The sequence below is a fragment of the Modicisalibacter radicis genome (assembly GCF_900961225.1).
Lineage (GTDB): Bacteria > Pseudomonadota > Gammaproteobacteria > Pseudomonadales > Halomonadaceae > Modicisalibacter.
Window position 1 is genome coordinate 1 of sequence record NZ_CAAHFN010000056.1, and the last position, 19130, is coordinate 19130.

Here is a 19130-nt window from a genome sequence, read left to right on the forward strand (position 1 = left end):
GAGCCACGAGCCCGACCCGCGCATCGAAGCCATCGTCGCCAGCTGGCCGGCTCGCTTCGAGACGCCGCGTGCCGATCGACTCGGCTTCACCGGCGACCGCGACTTCCGCGAGATCGTGCGCACCTTCATCGCCGAGCGGGAGGCGTCCTGAGGCCAGACTCACAATAAACACAATGACTCATCCGGCGGCAGCGCCGCCATACCACGAAGCGTAACGCGAACGAGGACACAACAATGACAGCACGCTTTGCACGCACCGCTCTGACCACCGCCATCGCCGGCATCACCCTGGCGTCCACCAGCCTCGGTGCCCTGGCGGCCCAGACCGTCACGGTCGGCCATACCACATCCGACAACTCCCACTACTCGGTGGGCGTCGATGCCTTCAAGAAGACCCTGGAAGAGCTCAGCGGCGGCGAGTTCACCGTCGAGGAGCATCCTTCCGGCGCCCTGGGTGGCGAGCGCGCCATGATCGAGGGGCTGCAGATCGGCACCATCGACACCGTCATCACGTCCACCGGGCCGCTCGGCAACTTCGTGCCCGAGACCTACGTGCTCGACCTGCCGTTCCTGTTCGCCGATTACGACCAGGCGCGCTGCGTGCTGGATGGCGAGATCGGCCAGGACCTGCTCGACCAGATCGGCGAAAACGATCTGGTCGGCCTGGCCTGGACCGAAAACGGTTTCCGTCACCTGACCAACAGCCTGCGTGACGTGGAGACACCCGAGGATGCGGCGGGCCTGAAGATCCGCACCATGGAAAACCAGATGCACATGGCCGCCTTCGAGGAGATGGACGTGCATCCCACACCGATGGCCTTCCCCGAGCTGTTCACGGCGCTGCAGCAGGGCACCGTCGACGGCCAGGAAAACCCCGTGTCGGTGATCCTGACCAGCAACCTGTGGGAGGTTCAGGACCACATGACGCTGACAGGCCATGTCTACTCGCCAGCCGTCATGCTCGCCTCGCCGGTGCTGTGGGATGGCCTCAGCGACGAGCAGAAGGGCTGGTTCACGCAGGCCGCCAGGGCCGGCGCCGAGGCGACCCGCGCCGAGGTCTCGCGCCTCGAGACCGAGGGGGTCGAGGCACTCAAGGACAAGGGCATGACGGTGGTCGAGAGCGTCGACAAGGCGCAGTTCCAGGAAGCCGTCGAACCCTCCTATTCGGTGTATACCGACCAGTACGGCAGCGAGATGCTCGACAAGATTCGCAACAGCGAATGTCTCGCCGGCAGCTAAGCACAGCGCTCTAGGAACCTCGCCACCCCCCGACTCGGGGGTGGCCGACGCAAGGTGACTGCCATGCTGGAACTCTTTCTGCGCCTCGAGCGCTTCACGTCGCGTATCGCGCTGATCGCAGCCGTCGTGATGCTGGTCGTCTCGGTGTCGCTGGGTTTCTACCAGGTGCTGACGCGCTTCGTGTTCGATGCCCCGTCGACCTGGTCCGAGGTGATGTCGCGCTCGGCGATGATCTGGTGTGTCTTTCTCGGTGCGGCGGCCTGCTTCCGCGGCGGCTACATGATGGCCGTCGAGGTCATCTACAAGCTGGTCCCGGCCCGGGCTCTGGTGTGGCTCGAGCTGCTGGTCGCGCTGTGCTGCCTCATCGTGCTGACGATTCTCGTCTACTTCGGAACCTTGATGGCGATGCGGGTCAGTGCGCAGACGCTATCGGGCATGGGAATTTCAATCGCCTGGGTCTACGCGGCGATTCCCATCGGCGCCGCCTTCTCGGTGCTGGCCGTGCTGGCGCGCATCGCCGCCCAGATAAGCCGGCGCGAACCGATCGGCCCCGCCGAGGCCGAAGCGTTGCCCGAACACCAGCATGACACGCCGATCGCGCCCACTGGCCAGGCGCGTAATGACACCATGCCCAGCACCGCGAAGACATCGGCCGTATCGGCCCCGACCGGACTCACCGGGAGGACCCGCTCATGAACCTGGCCATCGGACTCTCGCTGATCATCCTGTTCGGGCTGGGCGTGCCCATCGCCGTATCCATCCTGCTGGCCTCGATCATCGGCATCGAATTCTTTTCGCGGTTGCCGCTATTGATGGTGCCGCAGCAGATGTTCGTCGGCATCGACAATTTTCCGCTGATGGCGATCCCGTTCTTCATCCTGGCCGGCAACCTGATGGCTGCCGGCGGCATCTCGCAGCGCCTGGTCGATCTCGCCAAGTCGCTCGTCGGTGGCCTGCAGGGCGGGCTGGCGATGACCTGCGTGCTGACCTGCATGATGTTCGCCGCGGTGTCCGGGTCGAGCGTGGCCACGACGTTCGCCATCGGCTCGATCCTGATCCCGGCCATGGTGCGCCACGATTATCCGCGCCCGCTGGCGGCCTCGATCCAGGCCTCGTCCGCCGAACTGGGCGTACTGATCCCGCCGTCGATTCCGCTGATCCTGTATGGCGTCAGTACCGACACCTCGATCGGCCGGCTATTCATTGCCGGCATCGGCCCGGGGCTGTTGATCGGCGGTTCGCTGCTGCTGTTCCTCTACCTGTTCTGCAAGGTACGCGGTTACGGCCTGCGCGACCGCGAGGAGCGCCAGGCCTTTCCCACGGCGTTCCGGCGGGCCTGGGCGGCCATGCTGATGCCGGTGGTGGTCATCGGCGGTATCTACGGCGGGGTGTTCACGCCCACCGAGGCCTCGGCGGTGGCGGTGGTCTATGCGCTGATCGTCGGCGGGCTGGTCTACCGCGAACTGGGCTTCGACGACCTGTGGCCGATCTTCAAGCAGAGCGTGATCTCGACCACCACGATCATGCTGATCATTGCCGCCGCGACGCTGTTCAGCTTCCTGATCAGTCGCTCCGGGCTGCCCTCGGACGTGGCGGCCTGGGTAACCCAGGTCTTCGACAGCCCGATCACGTTCCTGCTTGCCGTCAACGTGATGCTGCTCATCGTCGGGATGTTCGTCGAGACCTCCGCCGCGATCCTGGTGCTGGCGCCGATCTTCACCCCCATCGCGGTGCAGTACGGCATCGATCCGGTGCACTTCGGCCTGATCGTCGTCGTCAACCTGGCGCTGGGCATGTTCACGCCGCCGCTGGGCGTCAACCTGTTCGCCGCCTGTGCGGTGGCCAAGCTGTCCATCGATCAATTGATCCCCTGGCTGCTGCGCTTCGTGCTGGTGGTGCTGGCCTGCCTGATGGCGATCACCTATCTGCCCTGGATATCGCTGGGGCTGGTCGATCTTCTCTACTGAGCGAGGAAAACAACAATGCATGAGTTACCCGAAATGCCACCTCGTGCGGCACTGATCGCCGGCGAGTGGGCGACCACACCCCACACGCTGCGCGTGGAGGCACCGGCCACCGGCGAGACTCTCAGCGAGATCGCCCGCAGCGAGGCGGAACACGTCGAGGAAGCCGTCAGGGCCGCGCGGCGCGCCTTCGACGGCAAGCTGGGCGAGTGGCATCGCTGGTCGGCCCGTCAGCGCGGCGAGTGGCTGTTTGCCTTCGCGGCGGCTATCGATGCCGATGCTGAGTCACTCGCCGCGCTGGAGTGCGCCGATACCGGCAAGCCGATGAGCCAGGCCAAGGGCGACATTGCCGTCTGTGCGCGCTACTTCCGCTTCTATGCCGGGGCTGCCGACAAGCTGCATGGCGAGACGATCCCTTTCGAGAACGACTTTGCGGTGATGACGCTGCGCGAGCCATTCGGCGTCTGCGCCCAGATCATTCCCTGGAACTATCCGTCGCAGATCTTCGGACGCTGCGTGGCTGCCGCGCTGGCCGCCGGCAATACGGTGGTGCTCAAGCCCGCCGAGGATGCCTGCCTGAGCGTGCTGCGCCTGGCCCAGATCGCCATGCGCTGTGGCCTGCCGCCCGGCGTGCTCAACGTGATTCCCGGCCTGGGCAGCGAGGCGGGCGCGGCATTGTCGGCTCACTCGCTGATCGATCATCTCTCATTCACCGGCTCGCCGGTCACCGGCACGCTGGTCACCCAGGCGGCCGCGGCCAATCACGTGCCCGTGACCATGGAACTGGGCGGCAAGTCCCCTCAGGTGGTATTCGCCGATGCCGATCTCGACACCGCGCTGGCGGCGGTAGTGCGCGGCATTATCCAGAACGCCGGCCAGACCTGCTCGGCGGGGAGTCGCCTGCTGGTCGAGTCGAGCTGCTACGACGCGGTGATGTCGCGTCTCGCCGAGCGCTTCTCGGCGCTGCGTTGCGATGCCGGCGAGAAGGATCCGGATTGTGGCCCGCTGATCAATGCCCGCCAGCGCGAAAAGCTCGAGACGCGGCTCGCCGAGGCGAAGGACGACGGTATCCGCGTTGCGGCTGCCGGCCAGCTGGCCGATGGTGCGCCTGGTGGCGGCCACTTCGTGGTGCCGCAGATGCTCGTCGATATTCCCGAGAATCACGATGTGGTGCGCGAGGAATTGTTCGGCCCGGTGCTGGCCGTGCAGCGCTTCGAGGACGAGGACGATGCCGTGCGCCTGGCCAATGCCACCGACTTCGGGTTGTGCGCCGGTATCTGGACCCGCGATGGCGGGCGCCAGTTGCGCCTGGCCAAGCGCATCCGCAGCGGCCAGGTGTTCATCAACAACTACGGCGCCGCCGGTGGCATCGAGCTGCCGTTCGGCGGGGTGGGACGTTCGGGTCACGGCCGCGAGAAGGGCTTCGAAGGGCTGAAGAGTTATACGCAAATCAAAACCGTCGCCATCAAGCACGGCTGAGGAAAACGACGATGACCTACAAGATTGCGGTATTACCGGGCGACGGGATCGGCCTCGAGGTCGTGCCGGAGGGGCTTCGTGTGCTGGAGGCGGCGGCGAAGCGTTTCGACCTGTCGCTGGAATTCGAGCAGTTCGACTTTGCCAGTTGCGCCTATTACATGGCACATGGCGACATGCTGCCGGACGACTGGTACGAGACGCTGACCCGCTTCGATGCCATCTTCTTCGGCGCGGTGGGCTGGCCGGACACCGTGCCCGATCACGTCTCGGCGTGGGGCTCGCTGCTCAAGTTCCGGCGCGCCTTCGACCAGTACGTCAACCTGCGCCCGTGCCGATTGATGCCGGGCATCGAAAGCCCGCTCAAGGGGCGCGGTCCGGGCGACATCGACTTCATGGTGGTGCGCGAGAACACCGAGGGCGAATACTCGCGCCTGGGCGGTCGCGTCTTCGAGGGCACCGACCGCGAGGTGGTGCTGCAGGAGACCATCATGACCCGCACCGGGGTCGACCGGGTACTCAAGTACGCCTTCGAGCTGGCAGCCACCCGCTCCCGTAAAAAGCTGACCTCGGCGACCAAGTCCAACGGTCTATCGATCTCGATGCCGTACTGGAACGAGCGGGTCAAGGCGATGAAGGCGAATTATCCGGACGTCAGCGTCGATCAGTTCCACATCGACATCCTCACCGCCAACTTCGTGTTGCATCCCGACTGGTTCGACGTGGTGGTGGCCAGCAACCTGTTCGGCGACATTCTTTCCGACCTGGGCCCGGCCTGTACCGGCACCATCGGCATTGCCCCCTCAGGCAACATCAATCCCACGCGCGAGTACCCCAGCCTGTTCGAGCCGGTTCACGGCAGTGCGCCGGATATCGCCGGCAAGGGCATCGCCAATCCCATCGGCCAGATCTGGTGCGGCGCGATGATGCTCGAGCACCTGGGCGAGGTCGAAGCCGGCAAGGCCATCGTCACTGCCATCGAGGCGGTCATGGCACGCAGCGACCCGAGCGTGATCACGCCGGACCTGAAGGGTAGCGGCACGACCGAGACGCTCGGCCGAGCCATCGCCGAGGCGTTGGCGGCAGGCGAGCAGACCCAATCAGCCATCGAGGAGCAACGGGCATGAGCAGACCCTATCGCGTCGGCATGGTGGGCATCGGCCTGATGGGCCACGGCATTGCCACCAGCCTGCTGCGTCACAATCATGAGCTGTGCTTTCTCGACCATCCCGGCAATCAGCCGGTCGACGACCTGCTCGGCAAGGGCGCGGTACTCAAGCGCAGCGCCCGCGAGGTCGCCGAAGCGTCCGAGGTGGTCATCCTGTGCGTGACCGGCACGCCCCAGGTGGAAAGCGTGCTGTTCGAGCCGGGTGGCGTCGTCGAGGGGCTGGGCAGCGGCACCATCGTCATCGACTGCTCCACGGCGATTCCCAGCTCCACGCTGACGATCGCCGAGCGGGTCGCCGCGGCCGGCGGACAGTTTCTGGATGCCGCCATGACGCGTACCCCCAGGGAGGCCGCCGAAGGTCGCCTGAACCTGATCGTCGGAGCCTCGGACGAGCTGTTCCGCGACGTGCTGTCGCTGTTGCAGGACTTTGCCGAGAACATCACCCATGGCGGCCCGGTGGGCTCGGGCCACAAGCTCAAGCTACTGCACAACTACGTGTCGCTGGGCTTCACCGCGGTGCTCGCCGAGGCCGCCTCGGCGGCACGCCATGCCGGGATCGCCGACGACGTGTTCCTCGAAGTGCTCGGCAATGGCGGGGGCGCCGGCGTGGTACTCGAGCGATTGCGTCCGTTCATTGCCGCCGATGACCCATCGGGGTTCCGTTTCAGTCTCGCCAACACCCTCAAGGACGTCGGCTACTACAACGCCATGGCCGAGGACGTGAAGGCGCCGCATCGCGTCGCTGAGGCCATCGAGGCGCTGTACCGAGAGGTCAACGATCAGGGCCATGGCGACCGCCTGGCGCCGGAGCTGATCCGTATCCTGGAAACGCGTTAACGTCGGACGCCACCGTCGCGGATGGTGGCGAAATAGCCGTCGCTGCCGATCTGGCCGCCCTTGAAGGCGATCTCCAGGCCGTCGAAGCGCGCGTCATCGCTGTAGGCCGTGCACAGCGGCGACCCCGGCGTCTCCGGCAGTGGCAGGCGTGCGGTCAGGGCATGAATGCCCAACTGCTGCAGGGCATGGCTCGAGGTGTCGCCGCCGGCGACCACCACGCGCGTCAGGCCTTCGGCAATGACCAGCTCGCGCAGGATCTCGCCCAGGCGTCGGCCGATGCCGTGTCGGGCCTGTTCGGTATTCAGCGCCGGATCGGCGGCATCGGGCCCCAGCGCGGTATGCAGGATCACGCTGTCGCCGGAGCGCAGGGCCGCCAGGCCGCGCCGCAGCGCCTCGTCGCGTGCCGCCTGGCCGCTTGCCGGGGCGGCCAGCCGGGCGGCGTCCACGGCGATGGTCTGAAAGCCGTGGTCTGCCGCCCAGCGTATCTGCCGGGCGGTGGTTTCCGAGCAACTGCCCGAGACCACGGCGATCCGCTCCACGCAGCCGGGGTCGGCAAAGCGCGGCGGCGGGCCGATCAGCCCTTGGCTGCGCCATTCGGGAATCAGCGCGTACTCGACACCGGAGGAGCCCACCACATAGCTGCCACCGGCCTGGCGCGTGCGCCACAACTGACGGCCGACACTGGCCTGGGTGGCTTCATCGATGACGTCGTAGAGCAGCGCCTGATGCTGGCGTTGCCAGTCATCGACACGCTGATCGATAGCCTCGGCGGTCAGCGAGGCCAGGTCCGCCAGGCCGATATCCAGTTTGGTCTGAGCGGCGAGGTGGCAACGCAGGTCGGCTTCGCGCATCGGCGTCACCGGATGGCGTGCCATCACCGGATGACGGTCGATGCGATACACGTCGCCCCGATAGGCCGCGAACAGATGGCCGAAGGCGGTATAGCGCTTCATCTGCGGGACGCCGACCACGATGGGCACGCAGGCCTGGCCGAACACCTCGCGCCCGATCTCCAGTGCACAGCCGATGCTGCCGGTGTCGGGCGCGCTGTCGAAGGTCGAACAGGTCTTGTAGTGGCACAGCCCGGCACGGCGTTCATGCAGCCAGCTCAGCGCCGGCGTGAGGTGCTCGCGCATCCAGGCCGACGACTCGCTGCGGCTGGTGCCGGCCAGGCCAATGGCACGGCACTCCGCGAAGCGGGCCAGTTGCGCAGCGTCGGGGATGGCCGTGAACAGCACCGTCGGTACGCCCCGACTGCTCAGGGCTTCCAGGGCATCGGTGGAGCCGGTGAGGTCATCGCCGTAATAGGCGATGAGTGTCTCGGTCGTGTTCACCGGAAGGCCTCCAGGGCCTGGGCGAGTTCGCGATGCTCGGTGGCATGGGCTTCCAGCGTCACGCCCTGCACGGCGGCATCCCAGGCCTGGCGCAGGCTCTTCACGCCACTGGCGATGCCGCCGGGGTGGGCCATGATGCCGCCGCCGGCACAGAAGATCAGGTCGGTGCTGCCCAGCGCCTGATGGGTATCCACCGCCTGGCGCGCCGTCTGGCCGGAAGAGAATACCGGCATCACCTCGCAGCCCGGCGCAGGCGGCGCGAACATCGGTGTCAGGCAGGACCGGGCGCTGGCGATGACGCTGTCATCGGCCTCGCTGAACTTGTTGGCCAGGCCGTTGACGTGGATATGATCGACCCCGGCCAGGCGCCACAGCTTCTGGTAGGCGATGAAACTCATGCCGATGTGCGGCGAGCGGCTGTACATGCCCCAGCCGGCGCGGTGGCCGTGCAGGGCCAGCCGGCAATGCCGGCGCAGGTGCGCCACCCCGGCCAGTCCCACGCTGTTGAGCGCGACCATGGCGCAGGTGCCGCCGGCGGCGGCCACATAGTCGTGGTGACGCAGCATGGCATCCAGGTCGTCGGTGATGTTGAAGGCGTACATCACCTTGCGCCCGGTGCGCTCGGCATGGGCGTCGATGATCGGCATGATCGCGTCGACCCGCGCTTCGAGCGGGTTGTGGGGTCCGTTGGCCTGCAGTTCGTCGTCCTTGATGAAATCGATGCCGCCCTCGACGAGCTGCTCCACGACCTCCGCCGTTTGCGCCGGCGACAGACCCACGCTGGGCTTGATGATGGTGCCGATCAGCGGGCGTCGTGCGATGCCGGTGAGTTCGCGCGTACCGGCAATGCCGTACTGCGGCCCCGGATAGGCCGCGGCGAAGCTTGCCGGCAGCGTCAGGTCGAGCAATTTGAGCGCCGAGAACTCCTTGAGCTCGAACAGGTTGCCGGCCACCGTCGAGAGCAGGTTGGGCAGCGACGGCCCCAGGTTGGCGATCGGCCAGGACAGCGTGACCCGCGCCCGCTGATAGCGCGGCATGTCGCTGCCCCTGGTCGGGCGCACCGGCAGCGACGGCGTCTCGACGCAGTCGAGTCGTTCGATGCGCTCGACGATGGCGCCATGGTCGGCGCGCAACGCGTCGGTCTCGTTGGCCAGTCGGGTAAAGGTGCCCGACGACTGTTCGCCGGCCATCACCTCGGCGGCCCGTTCGACGGGGTAGGGTGTCTCGATGAGGTAGGTGGCGTGGATCCGTTCGCTCATGGTGCGCCTCTTGTCAGATCCTGCGATCAGGTAATGCGGCGGATGCTTTCGGCGATCTCCTCGCGCTCGAAGACCTTCTTCCAGTCGTCGCGCATCAGCATCGGCTTGCCGTTCTCGATGGCCTTGTTGCAGGCGTCCGAGAAGGCCCCGGGCTGCTCGTCGAAGATGACGGCGGAGAGGATGTTCATGTGGCCGAGCAGGAAGTCGCGGGCGCATTGCTGGGAAACGCCGCGTGCCACGACCTCGTCCATGGCTTCGCGCATCACCGCCAGCAGGGTGGCGCAGACCGTCTCGGAAAGCCCCGGCTCGAGCAGGGCCATCTCATCGACGCTGACCCGATGCGAGCGGCCCACCGGGGCGTAGATGGTTCGGGCGATGCGCTCGCCGAGCTCGAAGCCGGCTTCCGGGCCCTGCATGAGCGCGCTGACGATGTGCTGAGTGGCCTTGAAGCCGCCGAAGTAATCCTTCTTGGCCTCCAGGTCCGTCTCGTCGTTGAAGATCGGCGGATGGCAGGGGTGGGTGACGAAATAGGTCAGATCGTCGCGCGCGGGCAGGTGACCGGCGAAGGGGGCGGCCGCATCGAGCGTGATGACCAGGGTGCCGCTTTGCATCATCGGCGAGAGCTGGTGGGATATCTTGCCGACCAGCGTGTCCGGCACGGCCAGGATCACTGCGTCGGCCTCGGGGACGGCGCGCTCGGCGTCGGTACAATCGATGCCCAGCTCCTGCTTCAGCCGAGTGCGGCCCGCCTCGCCGACCTCGACGTGGTCGACCGAGAATGCCGAGTCCTTCAGATTGCGCGACAGGCGAAAGCCCATCTTGCCGCCGGCGCCGATCAGTGCGATGCGTGTCATTGTCGTTGTCCTGCCTTTGCCGATTGGTAGGTAAGAAGCGAATTGCAACTGGTATGATGACATGACAAGTTGGTTGGGCTGTCAAACGCGACTTTGGTCGCGAGCCAGGTCGATACCGGCATGGCTGCAGTCGGCGCGACGATTGGATAAGCTGCCTTCCGTTATCGATCCAGAGAGATGCCATGAGCGATGCCTTGAAAATCTCCCGCCGCAAGCTATCCGACGACGTTTTCGAGCGGCTCTATGCGATGCTGCTCAACGGCGATTACCGGCCGGGAGACAGCCTGCCGTCGGAACGCCAGTTGATGGAGATGTTCGGGGTGGGGCGGCCGGCGGTACGCGAGGCGATGCAGTCCCTGGAGCGCGCCGGTCTGGTAAGCATCCACCATGGCCAGCGGCCCACGGTCACCATGCCGACGGCGTCGGGTGTGCTCTCGCAGATCGAACTGACGGCCATGCACATGCTGTCGAGTTCGCCGCAGTCGCTGGAGCAGCTCAAGGAGGCGAGGGCCTTCTTCGAACTCGGTATGGTCGCCCGGGCGGCCGAGAAAGCCACGCAAGCGGACATCGAGCGGCTGGAAACGCTACTCGAGGCGCAGCGCGCTCATCTGAACGGCGATGTCGGCGCGTTTATCAAGGCTGACATGTCCTTTCACGTCGCCATTGCCGAGATCACCGGCAATGCCATTTACATTGCCGTGAGCAACGCCATGCTCGACTGGCTTGCCAACTTCCACACCTCGGCGCTGCACTGGAAGGGCAACGAGAACGTCACCCTGGAGGAGCATGCGCGCATCCTCGATGCCGTACGCAGACACGATGCCGATTTGGCGATCAATGAAATGAGAGCGCACCTGGACCGGGCGGGAAAGCTCTATGTCTTGACGTGAAGCGGGCGCTTGGGCGAATCATTGCGGCGATATCGGAGTAAGTGCCCACCCACTCGGGCGGAGCGGGGAGGATCGCTGCCTGCGGGCAGCCGGGAGTACATCGATACGAATGATATCAGGTAGCATCGGTTACTTTCCGCTATGGTTGGGGTGAGCATCTCGTAACGGCCTGTTGCAGGGGTGTAGCATGCGCTAGGCTTCTAGAAATGTTCCCGACCGTGGCGGCCGATTGACGCCACTCCAGTCAACAGGATGGATGACAGCTTGGACAGCAGAGACAAGGACTTGGTACTGATCATCGAGGACGATGAGCGCTTGGCGAATCTGACTCGAGAATACCTCGAGGCCAATGGGTTCGAGGTGAGGATCGAGGCCGACGGTGCCCACGGGGTCGAGCGGATCGTCGAACTCGCGCCGGATCTCGTGATACTCGACCTGATGCTTCCGGGCGAGGACGGCCTGTCGATCTGCCGCCGCGTGCGCCCCCGCTATGCCGGGCCGATCCTGATGCTGACCGCCCGCACCGACGACATGGACCAGGTGCTCGGGCTCGAGATGGGCGCCGACGATTACGTGCCCAAGCCGGTGCAACCGCGGGTATTGCTGGCGCGCATGCGTGCCTTGATGCGCCGTAGCGACCCGGCGGAGAGTGGCAGCGGCGCGGTACGCCTGACCTTCGGCAACCTGTTGATCGACAGCGCCACGCGCGAGGCCTGGCTCGAGGACGAGCGCATCGACCTGACCAGCGCCGAATTCGACCTGCTGTGGCTGCTCGCCGACAACGCCGGCCGCGTACTGACCCGCGAGGAGATCTTCTCGGCATTGCGCGGCATCAAGTATGACGGTCAGGATCGCTCCATCGATGTGCGCGTTTCGCGGATCCGTCCCAAGATCGGCGATGACCCCAACCATCCGCACCGCATCAAGACGGTTCGCAGCAAAGGCTACCTGTTCGTCAAGGACGCATGATCGCCATGCGTCGTGCCCTGGCCGACAGCACCTTTCTGCGGGTCTATGCGGCATTGCTGCTGGCGCTGGTGCTGACCTTCGGCCTGGCGATGATGGGCTATCTGATCGTCGACCAGGTGCGCCGCGAGCATTATCGCGAGTCCATGGCCGAGGCGCCCATGGCATTGCTGGCGACCCTGGCCGCCGAGGTCGAGCCCGAAAAACGCGAGTCCTGGCTGGTCGACCAGAGCGAGCGCCTCGACATGGTGCTGACCCTGCACGACGTCGACGAAACCGATTTCAACTACTTTCAGCGGGCGCGGCTCGAGGAGTCCCGCCCGCTGGTCGCGCGCGACGGCGACGGTGATTGGCACTTGTGGCGGCGGCTGCCCGACGAACCGGTGCTGCTCGAAGCAAGTCTCAGGCACCTTTCCGAGCAGCAGCTGCGTGGTCTGGTCGGTAGCCTGAGGGTCTGGCTCGAAGGCAAGTACTCCCCCGAATCGCCGCTGCAGAGCCTGATCGATCGTCAGGCGTTGCCGGTTTCGCTGTCACGGTCGCCCCCCACGGTGCTCGACGACCAGCAGCTCGAGCGCCTCGAGGACGGCGACGTGGTGATGCACCTGCTGGCCGAGCAGGGCACGGTATCGGCCTTCGCGCGGCTCAAGCCGATGACCGAGCACGGCGGCACGCGCTGGATAAGGGTCGGGCCGCTGCACGCCTTCGACCCCATGCCGCTGGTGCTGACCCTGGGGCTGGTGCTGGTCGCGCTGATGCTGCTCGCCGGGGCGATCTACCTGATCGTGCGCAGCGTCGAGGCGCGCATGGCGCGGCTGGAAAAGGCCGCGACGCGCATCGCCGGCGGCTACCTGGACACCCGCGTCAAGGTCGACAGCAGCGACTTCATGGGCCGCCTGGGGATGGCCTTCAACGGCATGGCCGCCCAGGTGCAGTCGTTGATCCGCGCCCAGCAGGAGATGATCCGCGCCGTCTCCCACGAACTGCGCACGCCGGTGGCGCGGATCCGCTTCGCGGTGCAGATGGTCGACGACATGACCGAGCAGGAGGGCGTGCGCCGCCAGCTCAAGGGTATCGACAGCGACATCGAGGAGCTCGACCAGCTGATCGACGAGATCCTCACCTACGCCAAGCTGGGCAGCGACAACGCCAGCGGCGTGCGTCTGGAAGCCGAAACGGTCGAATGCCGCGACCTGGCCGCGCGGGTCGTCGAGGCGCTCGACTCGCTGCATCCGCACATCGAACTGGCGATCGCCCCCGGCGAGGAGATCGAGGTGGTCGCCGAGCCCCGTTACCTGCAGCGCGCGCTGCAGAATCTGGTCGCCAACGCCTGCCGGCACGCCGAATCGCGGGTGCTGATCAAGTTGTCCCACGACGCCCGGGCGGTCCGCCTGGACGTCGAGGACGACGGCCCCGGCGTGCCGGAACACGAGCGCATGGAGGTCTTCAAGCCCTTCGCCCGACTCGACGACAGCCGCGCCCGGCGCTCGGGGGGGTACGGCCTGGGCCTGTCGATCGTCCAGAAGATCATGCTATGGCATGGTGGCAGCGTCGTCGTCGACGACAGTCAGGCGCTGGGCGGCGCGCGTTTCAGCCTGCTGTTGCCGGGCAACGCATCGCCATCGCGCATCGACAACTGACCGTTCCTTCACGAGGACCACCATGGACGTTTCTCACTCGGCGACTCCCTCGCCCCACGACCTGGCCGGCCACTGGCGGCTGCTGCGTTTCGTCTACCGCTGGCCGGATGGCCGTGAGCTGGCGCCGCTGGGCGACGTTGACGGTCAGTTGTGCTACCTGCTCGGCGCCGACGAGGCGCCGGAGCGCATGGCGGTGCAGGTGGTGGCCCGCCAGCGCCCTCCCTTCGACATGACCAGCGAGGCCAGTCTGGCGGCGCATTTCAAGAGCGGTTTCGCCTATGGCGGCCGATGGACGCTGGAGGAAGACCGGATCCACCACGATATCGACATGGCCAGCCTGCCCTTCTGGGAGGGCTCGCGGCTGACCCGCACGGTGCGGCTGCAGGATGACCGGCTGACGCTGACCACCGACCAGCCCAGTCCGCAGCTGCCCGAGGGCGGGTATGTGACGGTCCTCGAGTGGCGGCGCTGATCAGGCCGGCTTGATACCCTCCAGCACCGCGAACGAGGTCTCGCGCGCGGTGCGCAGGAAATCCTCCATCCACGGCAGTTCGCGGCTCTCTTCGCGAATCGCCGCGAACAGCGTGCTCCACACGCCGTGCTCGCCGAGCGGCAGCGCCCGCACGTAACCGCGTTCGAGGTATTCGGTGAGCGCCCAGTTGGGCAGCGCGCAGACCCCGCGGCCGCTGGCCACCAGCTGCATCATCATGATCGTCAGTTCGGCGGTGCGTACCTCGCGCGGCGCCAGCCCGGCCGGGTCGAGAAACTGACTGAAGACGTCCAGCCGGGCGTGCTCGACCGGGTAGGTGATCAGCGTCTCGTCGGCGAGTTCCTGGGGAGTGACGAAGCCGTGCCCGGCCAGCCGGTGCTGCTTGGCCACCGCCAGCAGCCCCTCGTAGCGGAACAGCGGTTCATAATGCACGCCGGCCAGGGGTTGCGGGTCGGCGGTGATCACCAGATCGAGCTGTTCCCGGGTCAGTGCCGGCAACGGGTCGAAATTGTGGCCGCTGGGGATATCGACCTCCACTTCCTGCCAGTGGTTGCGGAAGCGGTCGATGGTCGGCATCAGCCACTGGAAGCAACTGTGGCACTCGATGGCCATGTGCAGCCGGCCCTGCTCGTCGCCGGCCAGGCGCGCCAGGTCGCGCTCGGCCACGCGTACCTGCGGCAGGATCTGGTCGGCCAGTGTCAGCAGACGCTCGCCGGCGCGGGTGAAGGTCACCGGCTTCGTCTTGCGCTGGAACAGCGGATTGCCCAGGCGCGCTTCGAGATCCTTGATCTGATGCGACAGCGCCGACTGGGTCAGATGAACGCGCTCGGCGGCTTCCACCAGAGAGCCGGCATCGCGCAGGGCGATGAGAGTGCGGAGATGGCGTAGCTCGAGCATGTCATGAAAGCCATTCACGTTGATGATTAGTTAATTTAGTTTGATTCACCTGGCGGTGCCAGCGAGACTTCTCGGCCAACGGCGACGGTCAAGCCGCCCCATCTTACCGGCTAATGCAACCGAGGACTCAACGATGACGCTGGCACATACCCTGGGCTATCCCCGCATCGGCGCGGGGCGCGAACTCAAGAAGGCCGTCGAGGCCTACTGGAAGGGCGAGAGCGATCAGGCGGCGCTTCACGCCACCGCCGCCGAACTGCGTGCCCGCCACTGGCAGGCGCAGCGGGACGCCGGGCTGGACTTCGTCACGGTCGGCGACTTCGCCTTCTACGATCAGGTACTCAACGTCTCGGCACTGCTCGGCGCGGTACCGCCGCGCTTCGGCCATGACGGCGGTATCGTCGATCTCGACACCACCTTCCGCATGGCCCGCGGGCGGGCGCCGACCGGCGAGCCGGCCCCCGCCTGCGAGATGACCAAGTATTTCGATACCAACTACCACTACCTGGTCCCCGAGCTGCACCCGGGCCAGCGCTTCCGCGTCGCCGGCGAGCAGCTGTTTCGCGAAGTCGACGAGGCCCACGGAGCCGGTCATCCGGTCAAGGTCGCGCTGACCGGGCCGCTGACCTGGCTGTGGCTGGGCAAGGAGAAAGCGGCGCAGGGCTTCGACCGTCTCGAGCTGCTCGATGGCCTGGTCGCCGCCTATGGCGAGATTCTCGCGCGGCTCGCCGGGCAGGGCGTGGAGTGGGTCCAGCTCGACGAGCCGGCGCTGGTCCAGGATCTGCCGCGCGCCTGGCAGCAAGCCTTCGAGACGGCCTACAACAAGCTGCAGTCGGCACCGGTCAAGCTCCTGGTGGCGAGCTATTTCGGTGATCTGGGCGACAACCTGAGCCTGGCCGCCGGGCTGCCGGTGGATGCCCTGCATATCGATTGCGTGCGCGCCCCGGAGCAGCTCGAGCGGGTGCTCGACCGGCTGCCGGCCTACAAGGTTCTCTCGGTGGGGGCGATCGACGGTCGCAACATCTGGCGCGCCGACCTGGCGGCGTTGCGCGAGAGCCTGGCCACCGCGCGGATGCGCCTCGGCGAACGGCTGTGGCTGGCGCCGAGCTGCTCGCTGCTGCACGTGCCGGTGGACCTTGACGCCGAGGCGCGTCTCGACCCCGAGCTCAAGCGCTGGCTGGCCTTCGCCCGCCAGAAGCTCGACGAGGTGGCGACCCTGGCGCGGCTGCTGGACGGCCGCGGCGATGCGGCCGATTCGCGCTATCTCGAGGCCGCCAGCGAAGCGCTGGAGTCGCGCCGCCAGTCGACGCGCATCCACAAGCCGGCCGTCGCCGAGCGGCTGGCGGCGGTGAATGCCGCGGACGCCCGGCGCGCGAGCGGCTATCCGCAGCGTGCCCGGGCGCAGCGCGAGCGGCTCGAACTGCCGCTGTTCCCGACCACCACCATCGGCTCTTTCCCGCAGACCGGCGAGATCCGTGCGGCCCGGCGCGCCTTCAAGCGCGGCGAGCTGGATGCGGTGGCCTACGAGGCGCGCATGCGCGAGGAGATCGCCTTCGCCGTCGAACGCCAGGAGGCGCTGGGCCTCGACATGCTGGTGCACGGCGAGCCGGAGCGTAACGACATGGTCGAGTACTTCGGCGAGCAGCTCGACGGTTTCGCCTTCACCGACAACGGCTGGGTGCAGAGCTACGGCTCGCGCTGCGTCAAACCGCCGGTGATCTACGGCGACGTCAGCCGGCCCGCGGCAATGACGGTGCGCTGGAGCGAGTACGCCCAGTCGCTGACCGCCAGGCCGATGAAGGGCATGCTGACCGGGCCGGTGACCATCCTGCAGTGGTCGTTCGTGCGCGACGATCAGCCGCGCGAGACTTCGTGCCGGCAGATCGCCCTGGCGCTGCGCGACGAGGTCGCCGATCTCGAGGCGGCCGGCATCCAGGCGATCCAGATCGACGAGCCGGCGTTGCGCGAAGGCTTGCCGCTGCGTCAGGCGCAGTGGCAGCGCTACCTCGACTGGGCGGTCGAGTGCTTTCAGCTATCGGCGGCCGTGGCGCGCGACGAGACGCAGATTCACACCCACATGTGCTATTCCGAGTTCAACGACATCATCGATGCCATCGCCGCGCTGGATGCCGACGTGATCACCATCGAGACCTCGCGCTCGGACATGGAACTGCTCGACGCCTTCCAGGACTTCGCTTATCCCAACGAGATCGGGCCGGGGGTCTACGACATCCACTCGCCGAACATCCCCGAGGTCGACTGGATGGTCCAGCTGATGGACAAGGCCGCCGAGAAGGTGCCCGCCGAGCGGTTGTGGGTCAACCCGGACTGCGGCCTCAAGACGCGTGGCTGGGCCGAGGTCGAGCCGGCCCTGGCCAACATGGTCGAGGCGGCAAGGACGTTGCGCAAGCGCCATGGCTGAGGGCGAGGTAGAGGGCTAGGACAGGCGCCATCCCGGGGGCGGCCCGCCCCTCCGGGGAAGAACCGCCGTGGCGTAGCTGCCATGGCGGTTCTTGCGTCTGCGCGGGCGCGTTGCGGCAACTGACGATTCAAGGCAGCCATCACCGGCGCCGATTGGTATCCTGACGACAAAGAATGAGCATCGTCATGCTCGGTCATGCAAGGAGTCCTCATGCGTATCGTTTCGTTGCTCGGTGCCGCCGTGCTGTTGGCCGGCTGTGCTGGCCCATCGACCTCGCCATCCACCGCACCGACGGTCGATGATCTCGCCGAGCGCCCGCCGGCCCAGGTGCCCGAACCGCAAGCGGACACGCCGCGGGATGAGCCGCGGTCGCCGCTGCTGCCCTCGGCGTTCTTTGCCGATGGTGCCGAAGCGTTCATCGCCTGGCGCTGCACCCCCGCCCAGGATCTGATCGCGGCATTCCCCGACGACCACCTGCGGCTGTGGTCGGGGCAGGGCCACTATCGGCTCGAGCGTGCCGTGGTGGCTTCCGGGACGCGTTACGTCAAGGACGACCTGACCTTCTGGAGCAAGGGCGAGCGGGCGATGGTGGAAAGCGACAACGGGCGCCTCGAATGCCAGCAGGATATCCGTCGCCAGACGCTGACGCGTGCCGACCATCCGCAGTCGATCTTCCATGCCCTGGGCAACGAGCCGGGCTGGATGCTGGATCTCGATCGCGACTCGCCGCGGATGACGCTGGTCACCGATTATGGCGACGAGCGCCGCACCCTGGATTATCGCCTGGTCGATCTCGAAAACGGACGCCAGGCCAGCGTGACCCTGCGCAGCGGCGATGCCGCCGAGCCGGTCACGGTGCATCTCGAGGCGCGTGCCTGTTTCGACGCCATGAGCGGCCAGCCCTATCCGGTGCGGGTGCGCGTCGAAACGCCCGAGCGCACCTTGCGCGGCTGCGGGCAGGGCATCGAGCGGCCGTAGCGATCGCTTTAATCGAATGGTTGGCGCGTTTTTTTGCGATTTTCATTGCAAAAAAACCATTTAATATGGTCGTCATCACCCCTGGCTGGAGGACCCCACCATGACGACCCCGACCAAGCTACTGCTGCTCAACAGTTCGATCCTCGGCGACAACGGTCAATCCCGTGGCCTTGCCGAGCATTTCAAGCGCCGGCTCGCCGCGCGTGGCGACGTGCAGGTCACCGAGCGCGACCTGGTCGCCGAGGCCCTGCCGCATCTGGACGGCACCGAACTCGCCAGCTGGATGGTCGCCGAGGATGAACGCGACGCCGAGCAGCGCGAGCTGGCGGCACGCTCCGAAGCGGCACTCGCCGAGCTGTTCGACCATGACGTACTGGTGCTGGCGGTGCCGCTCTACAACCTGGGCATTCCCACGCAGCTCAAGGCCTGGTTCGACCGCGTGCTGCGTGCCGGCAAGACCTTTCGTTACACCGAGAACGGGCCGCAGGGCCTGGTCGAGGGCAAGCGGGCCATCGTGCTGACGGCGCGCGGCGGTCAGTACGCGGGCACCGCGCTCGATTCGCAGACCCCGCACCTGACCCACATGCTGGGTCTGATGGGGATCACCGAGGTCGATTTCGTGTATGCCGAAGGGCTGGCGATGGGCGATCGACATCGCGAGGCCTCGATCGGCGAAGCCCGACAGGCGATCGACGGCCTGGTGGCGCGGCTCTAGCCGT

The 19130-nt window shown here is 66.6% G+C and carries 17 protein-coding genes; 13 read left to right on the forward strand and 4 right to left on the reverse strand.

The annotated features are described in order from the left end of the window. The first annotated feature begins 234 nt into the window (after positions 1–234). The 6 genes from HR9077_RS08000 to HR9077_RS08025 all read left to right on the forward strand — a co-directional run bounded on the left by HR9077_RS08000 (position 235) and on the right by HR9077_RS08025 (position 6684). Positions 235–1239, forward strand: coding sequence for a TRAP transporter substrate-binding protein (locus HR9077_RS08000; RefSeq protein WP_136066488.1), 1005 nt, complete (start codon positions 235–237; stop codon positions 1237–1239). A 63-nt stretch (positions 1240–1302) separates the two neighbouring features. Then, a complete protein-coding gene (locus HR9077_RS08005) occupies positions 1303–1935 on the forward strand; it encodes a TRAP transporter small permease (protein ID WP_136066489.1) in 633 nt (210 codons plus the stop codon). Beyond that, positions 1932–3206, forward strand: coding sequence for a TRAP transporter large permease (locus tag HR9077_RS08010; protein ID WP_136066490.1), 1275 nt, complete (start codon positions 1932–1934; stop codon positions 3204–3206). The genes HR9077_RS08005 and HR9077_RS08010 overlap by 4 nt, the downstream gene beginning before the upstream one ends. Positions 3207–3221: 15 nt before the next feature. Then, on the forward strand, positions 3222–4682 hold the full coding sequence (locus tag HR9077_RS08015) for an aldehyde dehydrogenase family protein (protein ID WP_136066491.1): 1461 nt from the start codon (positions 3222–3224) through the stop codon (positions 4680–4682). An 11-nt stretch (positions 4683–4693) separates the two neighbouring features. Next, positions 4694–5806 carry a tartrate dehydrogenase gene (locus HR9077_RS08020; RefSeq protein WP_136066492.1) on the forward strand — a complete coding sequence of 371 codons (1113 nt, stop codon included), beginning with the start codon at positions 4694–4696 and terminating at the stop codon, positions 5804–5806. Continuing rightward, positions 5803–6684: an NAD(P)-dependent oxidoreductase gene (locus tag HR9077_RS08025; RefSeq protein WP_136066493.1), complete on the forward strand. Its 882-nt coding sequence runs from the start codon at positions 5803–5805 to the stop codon at positions 6682–6684. Before HR9077_RS08020 ends, HR9077_RS08025 begins: the two co-directional genes overlap by 4 nt. On the opposite strand, the gene HR9077_RS08030 is transcribed toward HR9077_RS08025, so the two are convergent. Genes HR9077_RS08030 through HR9077_RS08040 form a run of 3 tightly spaced genes read right to left on the reverse strand, consistent with a single transcriptional unit; the run spans position 6681 to position 10131 of the window. After that, complete coding sequence (locus tag HR9077_RS08030; protein WP_136066494.1) at positions 6681–8018, reverse strand: four-carbon acid sugar kinase family protein; 1338 nt, start codon at positions 8016–8018, stop codon at positions 6681–6683. The genes HR9077_RS08025 and HR9077_RS08030 overlap by 4 nt on opposite strands. Then, positions 8015–9277, reverse strand: coding sequence for a ribulose-bisphosphate carboxylase large subunit family protein (locus tag HR9077_RS08035; RefSeq protein WP_136066495.1), 1263 nt, complete (start codon positions 9275–9277; stop codon positions 8015–8017). Before HR9077_RS08035 ends, HR9077_RS08030 begins: the two co-directional genes overlap by 4 nt. A gap of 26 nt (positions 9278–9303) precedes the next feature. Continuing rightward, positions 9304–10131 (reverse strand): phosphogluconate dehydrogenase C-terminal domain-containing protein, encoded by an 828-nt coding sequence (locus HR9077_RS08040; RefSeq protein WP_136066496.1) that lies wholly within the window; start codon positions 10129–10131, stop codon positions 9304–9306. Positions 10132–10313: 182 nt separating this feature from the next. On the opposite strand from HR9077_RS08040, the gene nanR reads away from it, so the two are divergent. The 4 genes from nanR to HR9077_RS08060 all read left to right on the forward strand — a co-directional run bounded on the left by nanR (position 10314) and on the right by HR9077_RS08060 (position 14096). Next, positions 10314–11021 (forward strand): transcriptional regulator NanR, encoded by a 708-nt coding sequence (gene nanR, locus HR9077_RS08045; protein ID WP_136066497.1) that lies wholly within the window; start codon positions 10314–10316, stop codon positions 11019–11021. A 252-nt stretch (positions 11022–11273) separates the two neighbouring features. Next, on the forward strand, positions 11274–11990 hold the full coding sequence (locus HR9077_RS08050; protein ID WP_136066498.1) for a response regulator: 717 nt from the start codon (positions 11274–11276) through the stop codon (positions 11988–11990). A gap of 5 nt (positions 11991–11995) precedes the next feature. Further along, the gene (locus HR9077_RS08055) at positions 11996–13624 is read left to right on the forward strand and encodes an ATP-binding protein (RefSeq protein ID WP_136066499.1); all 1629 of its coding nucleotides are present in this window, start codon (positions 11996–11998) and stop codon (positions 13622–13624) included. 22 nt (positions 13625–13646) lie between these two features. Beyond that, positions 13647–14096 carry a lipocalin-like domain-containing protein gene (locus HR9077_RS08060; RefSeq protein ID WP_168380916.1) on the forward strand — a complete coding sequence of 150 codons (450 nt, stop codon included), beginning with the start codon at positions 13647–13649 and terminating at the stop codon, positions 14094–14096. Here the strand turns inward: HR9077_RS08060 and HR9077_RS08065 are convergent, their stop codons facing one another. After that, positions 14097–15011 carry a LysR family transcriptional regulator gene (locus tag HR9077_RS08065; RefSeq protein ID WP_136066501.1) on the reverse strand — a complete coding sequence of 305 codons (915 nt, stop codon included), beginning with the start codon at positions 15009–15011 and terminating at the stop codon, positions 14097–14099. Positions 15012–15144: 133 nt separating this feature from the next. Here HR9077_RS08065 and metE point away from each other — a divergent pair, with 133 nt between their 5' ends. The 3 genes from metE (at position 15145) to HR9077_RS08080 (ending at position 19126) form a co-directional block, all read left to right on the forward strand. After that, positions 15145–17433, forward strand: a complete 2289-nt coding sequence (gene metE / locus HR9077_RS08070; protein ID WP_136066502.1) for a 5-methyltetrahydropteroyltriglutamate--homocysteine S-methyltransferase — start codon at positions 15145–15147, stop codon at positions 17431–17433. Between the two features lie 210 nt (positions 17434–17643). Continuing rightward, positions 17644–18411 (forward strand): MliC family protein, encoded by a 768-nt coding sequence (locus HR9077_RS08075; RefSeq protein ID WP_136066503.1) that lies wholly within the window; start codon positions 17644–17646, stop codon positions 18409–18411. 100 nt (positions 18412–18511) lie between these two features. After that, positions 18512–19126 (forward strand): FMN-dependent NADH-azoreductase, encoded by a 615-nt coding sequence (locus HR9077_RS08080; protein WP_136066504.1) that lies wholly within the window; start codon positions 18512–18514, stop codon positions 19124–19126. Positions 19127–19130 lie beyond the last annotated feature (4 nt).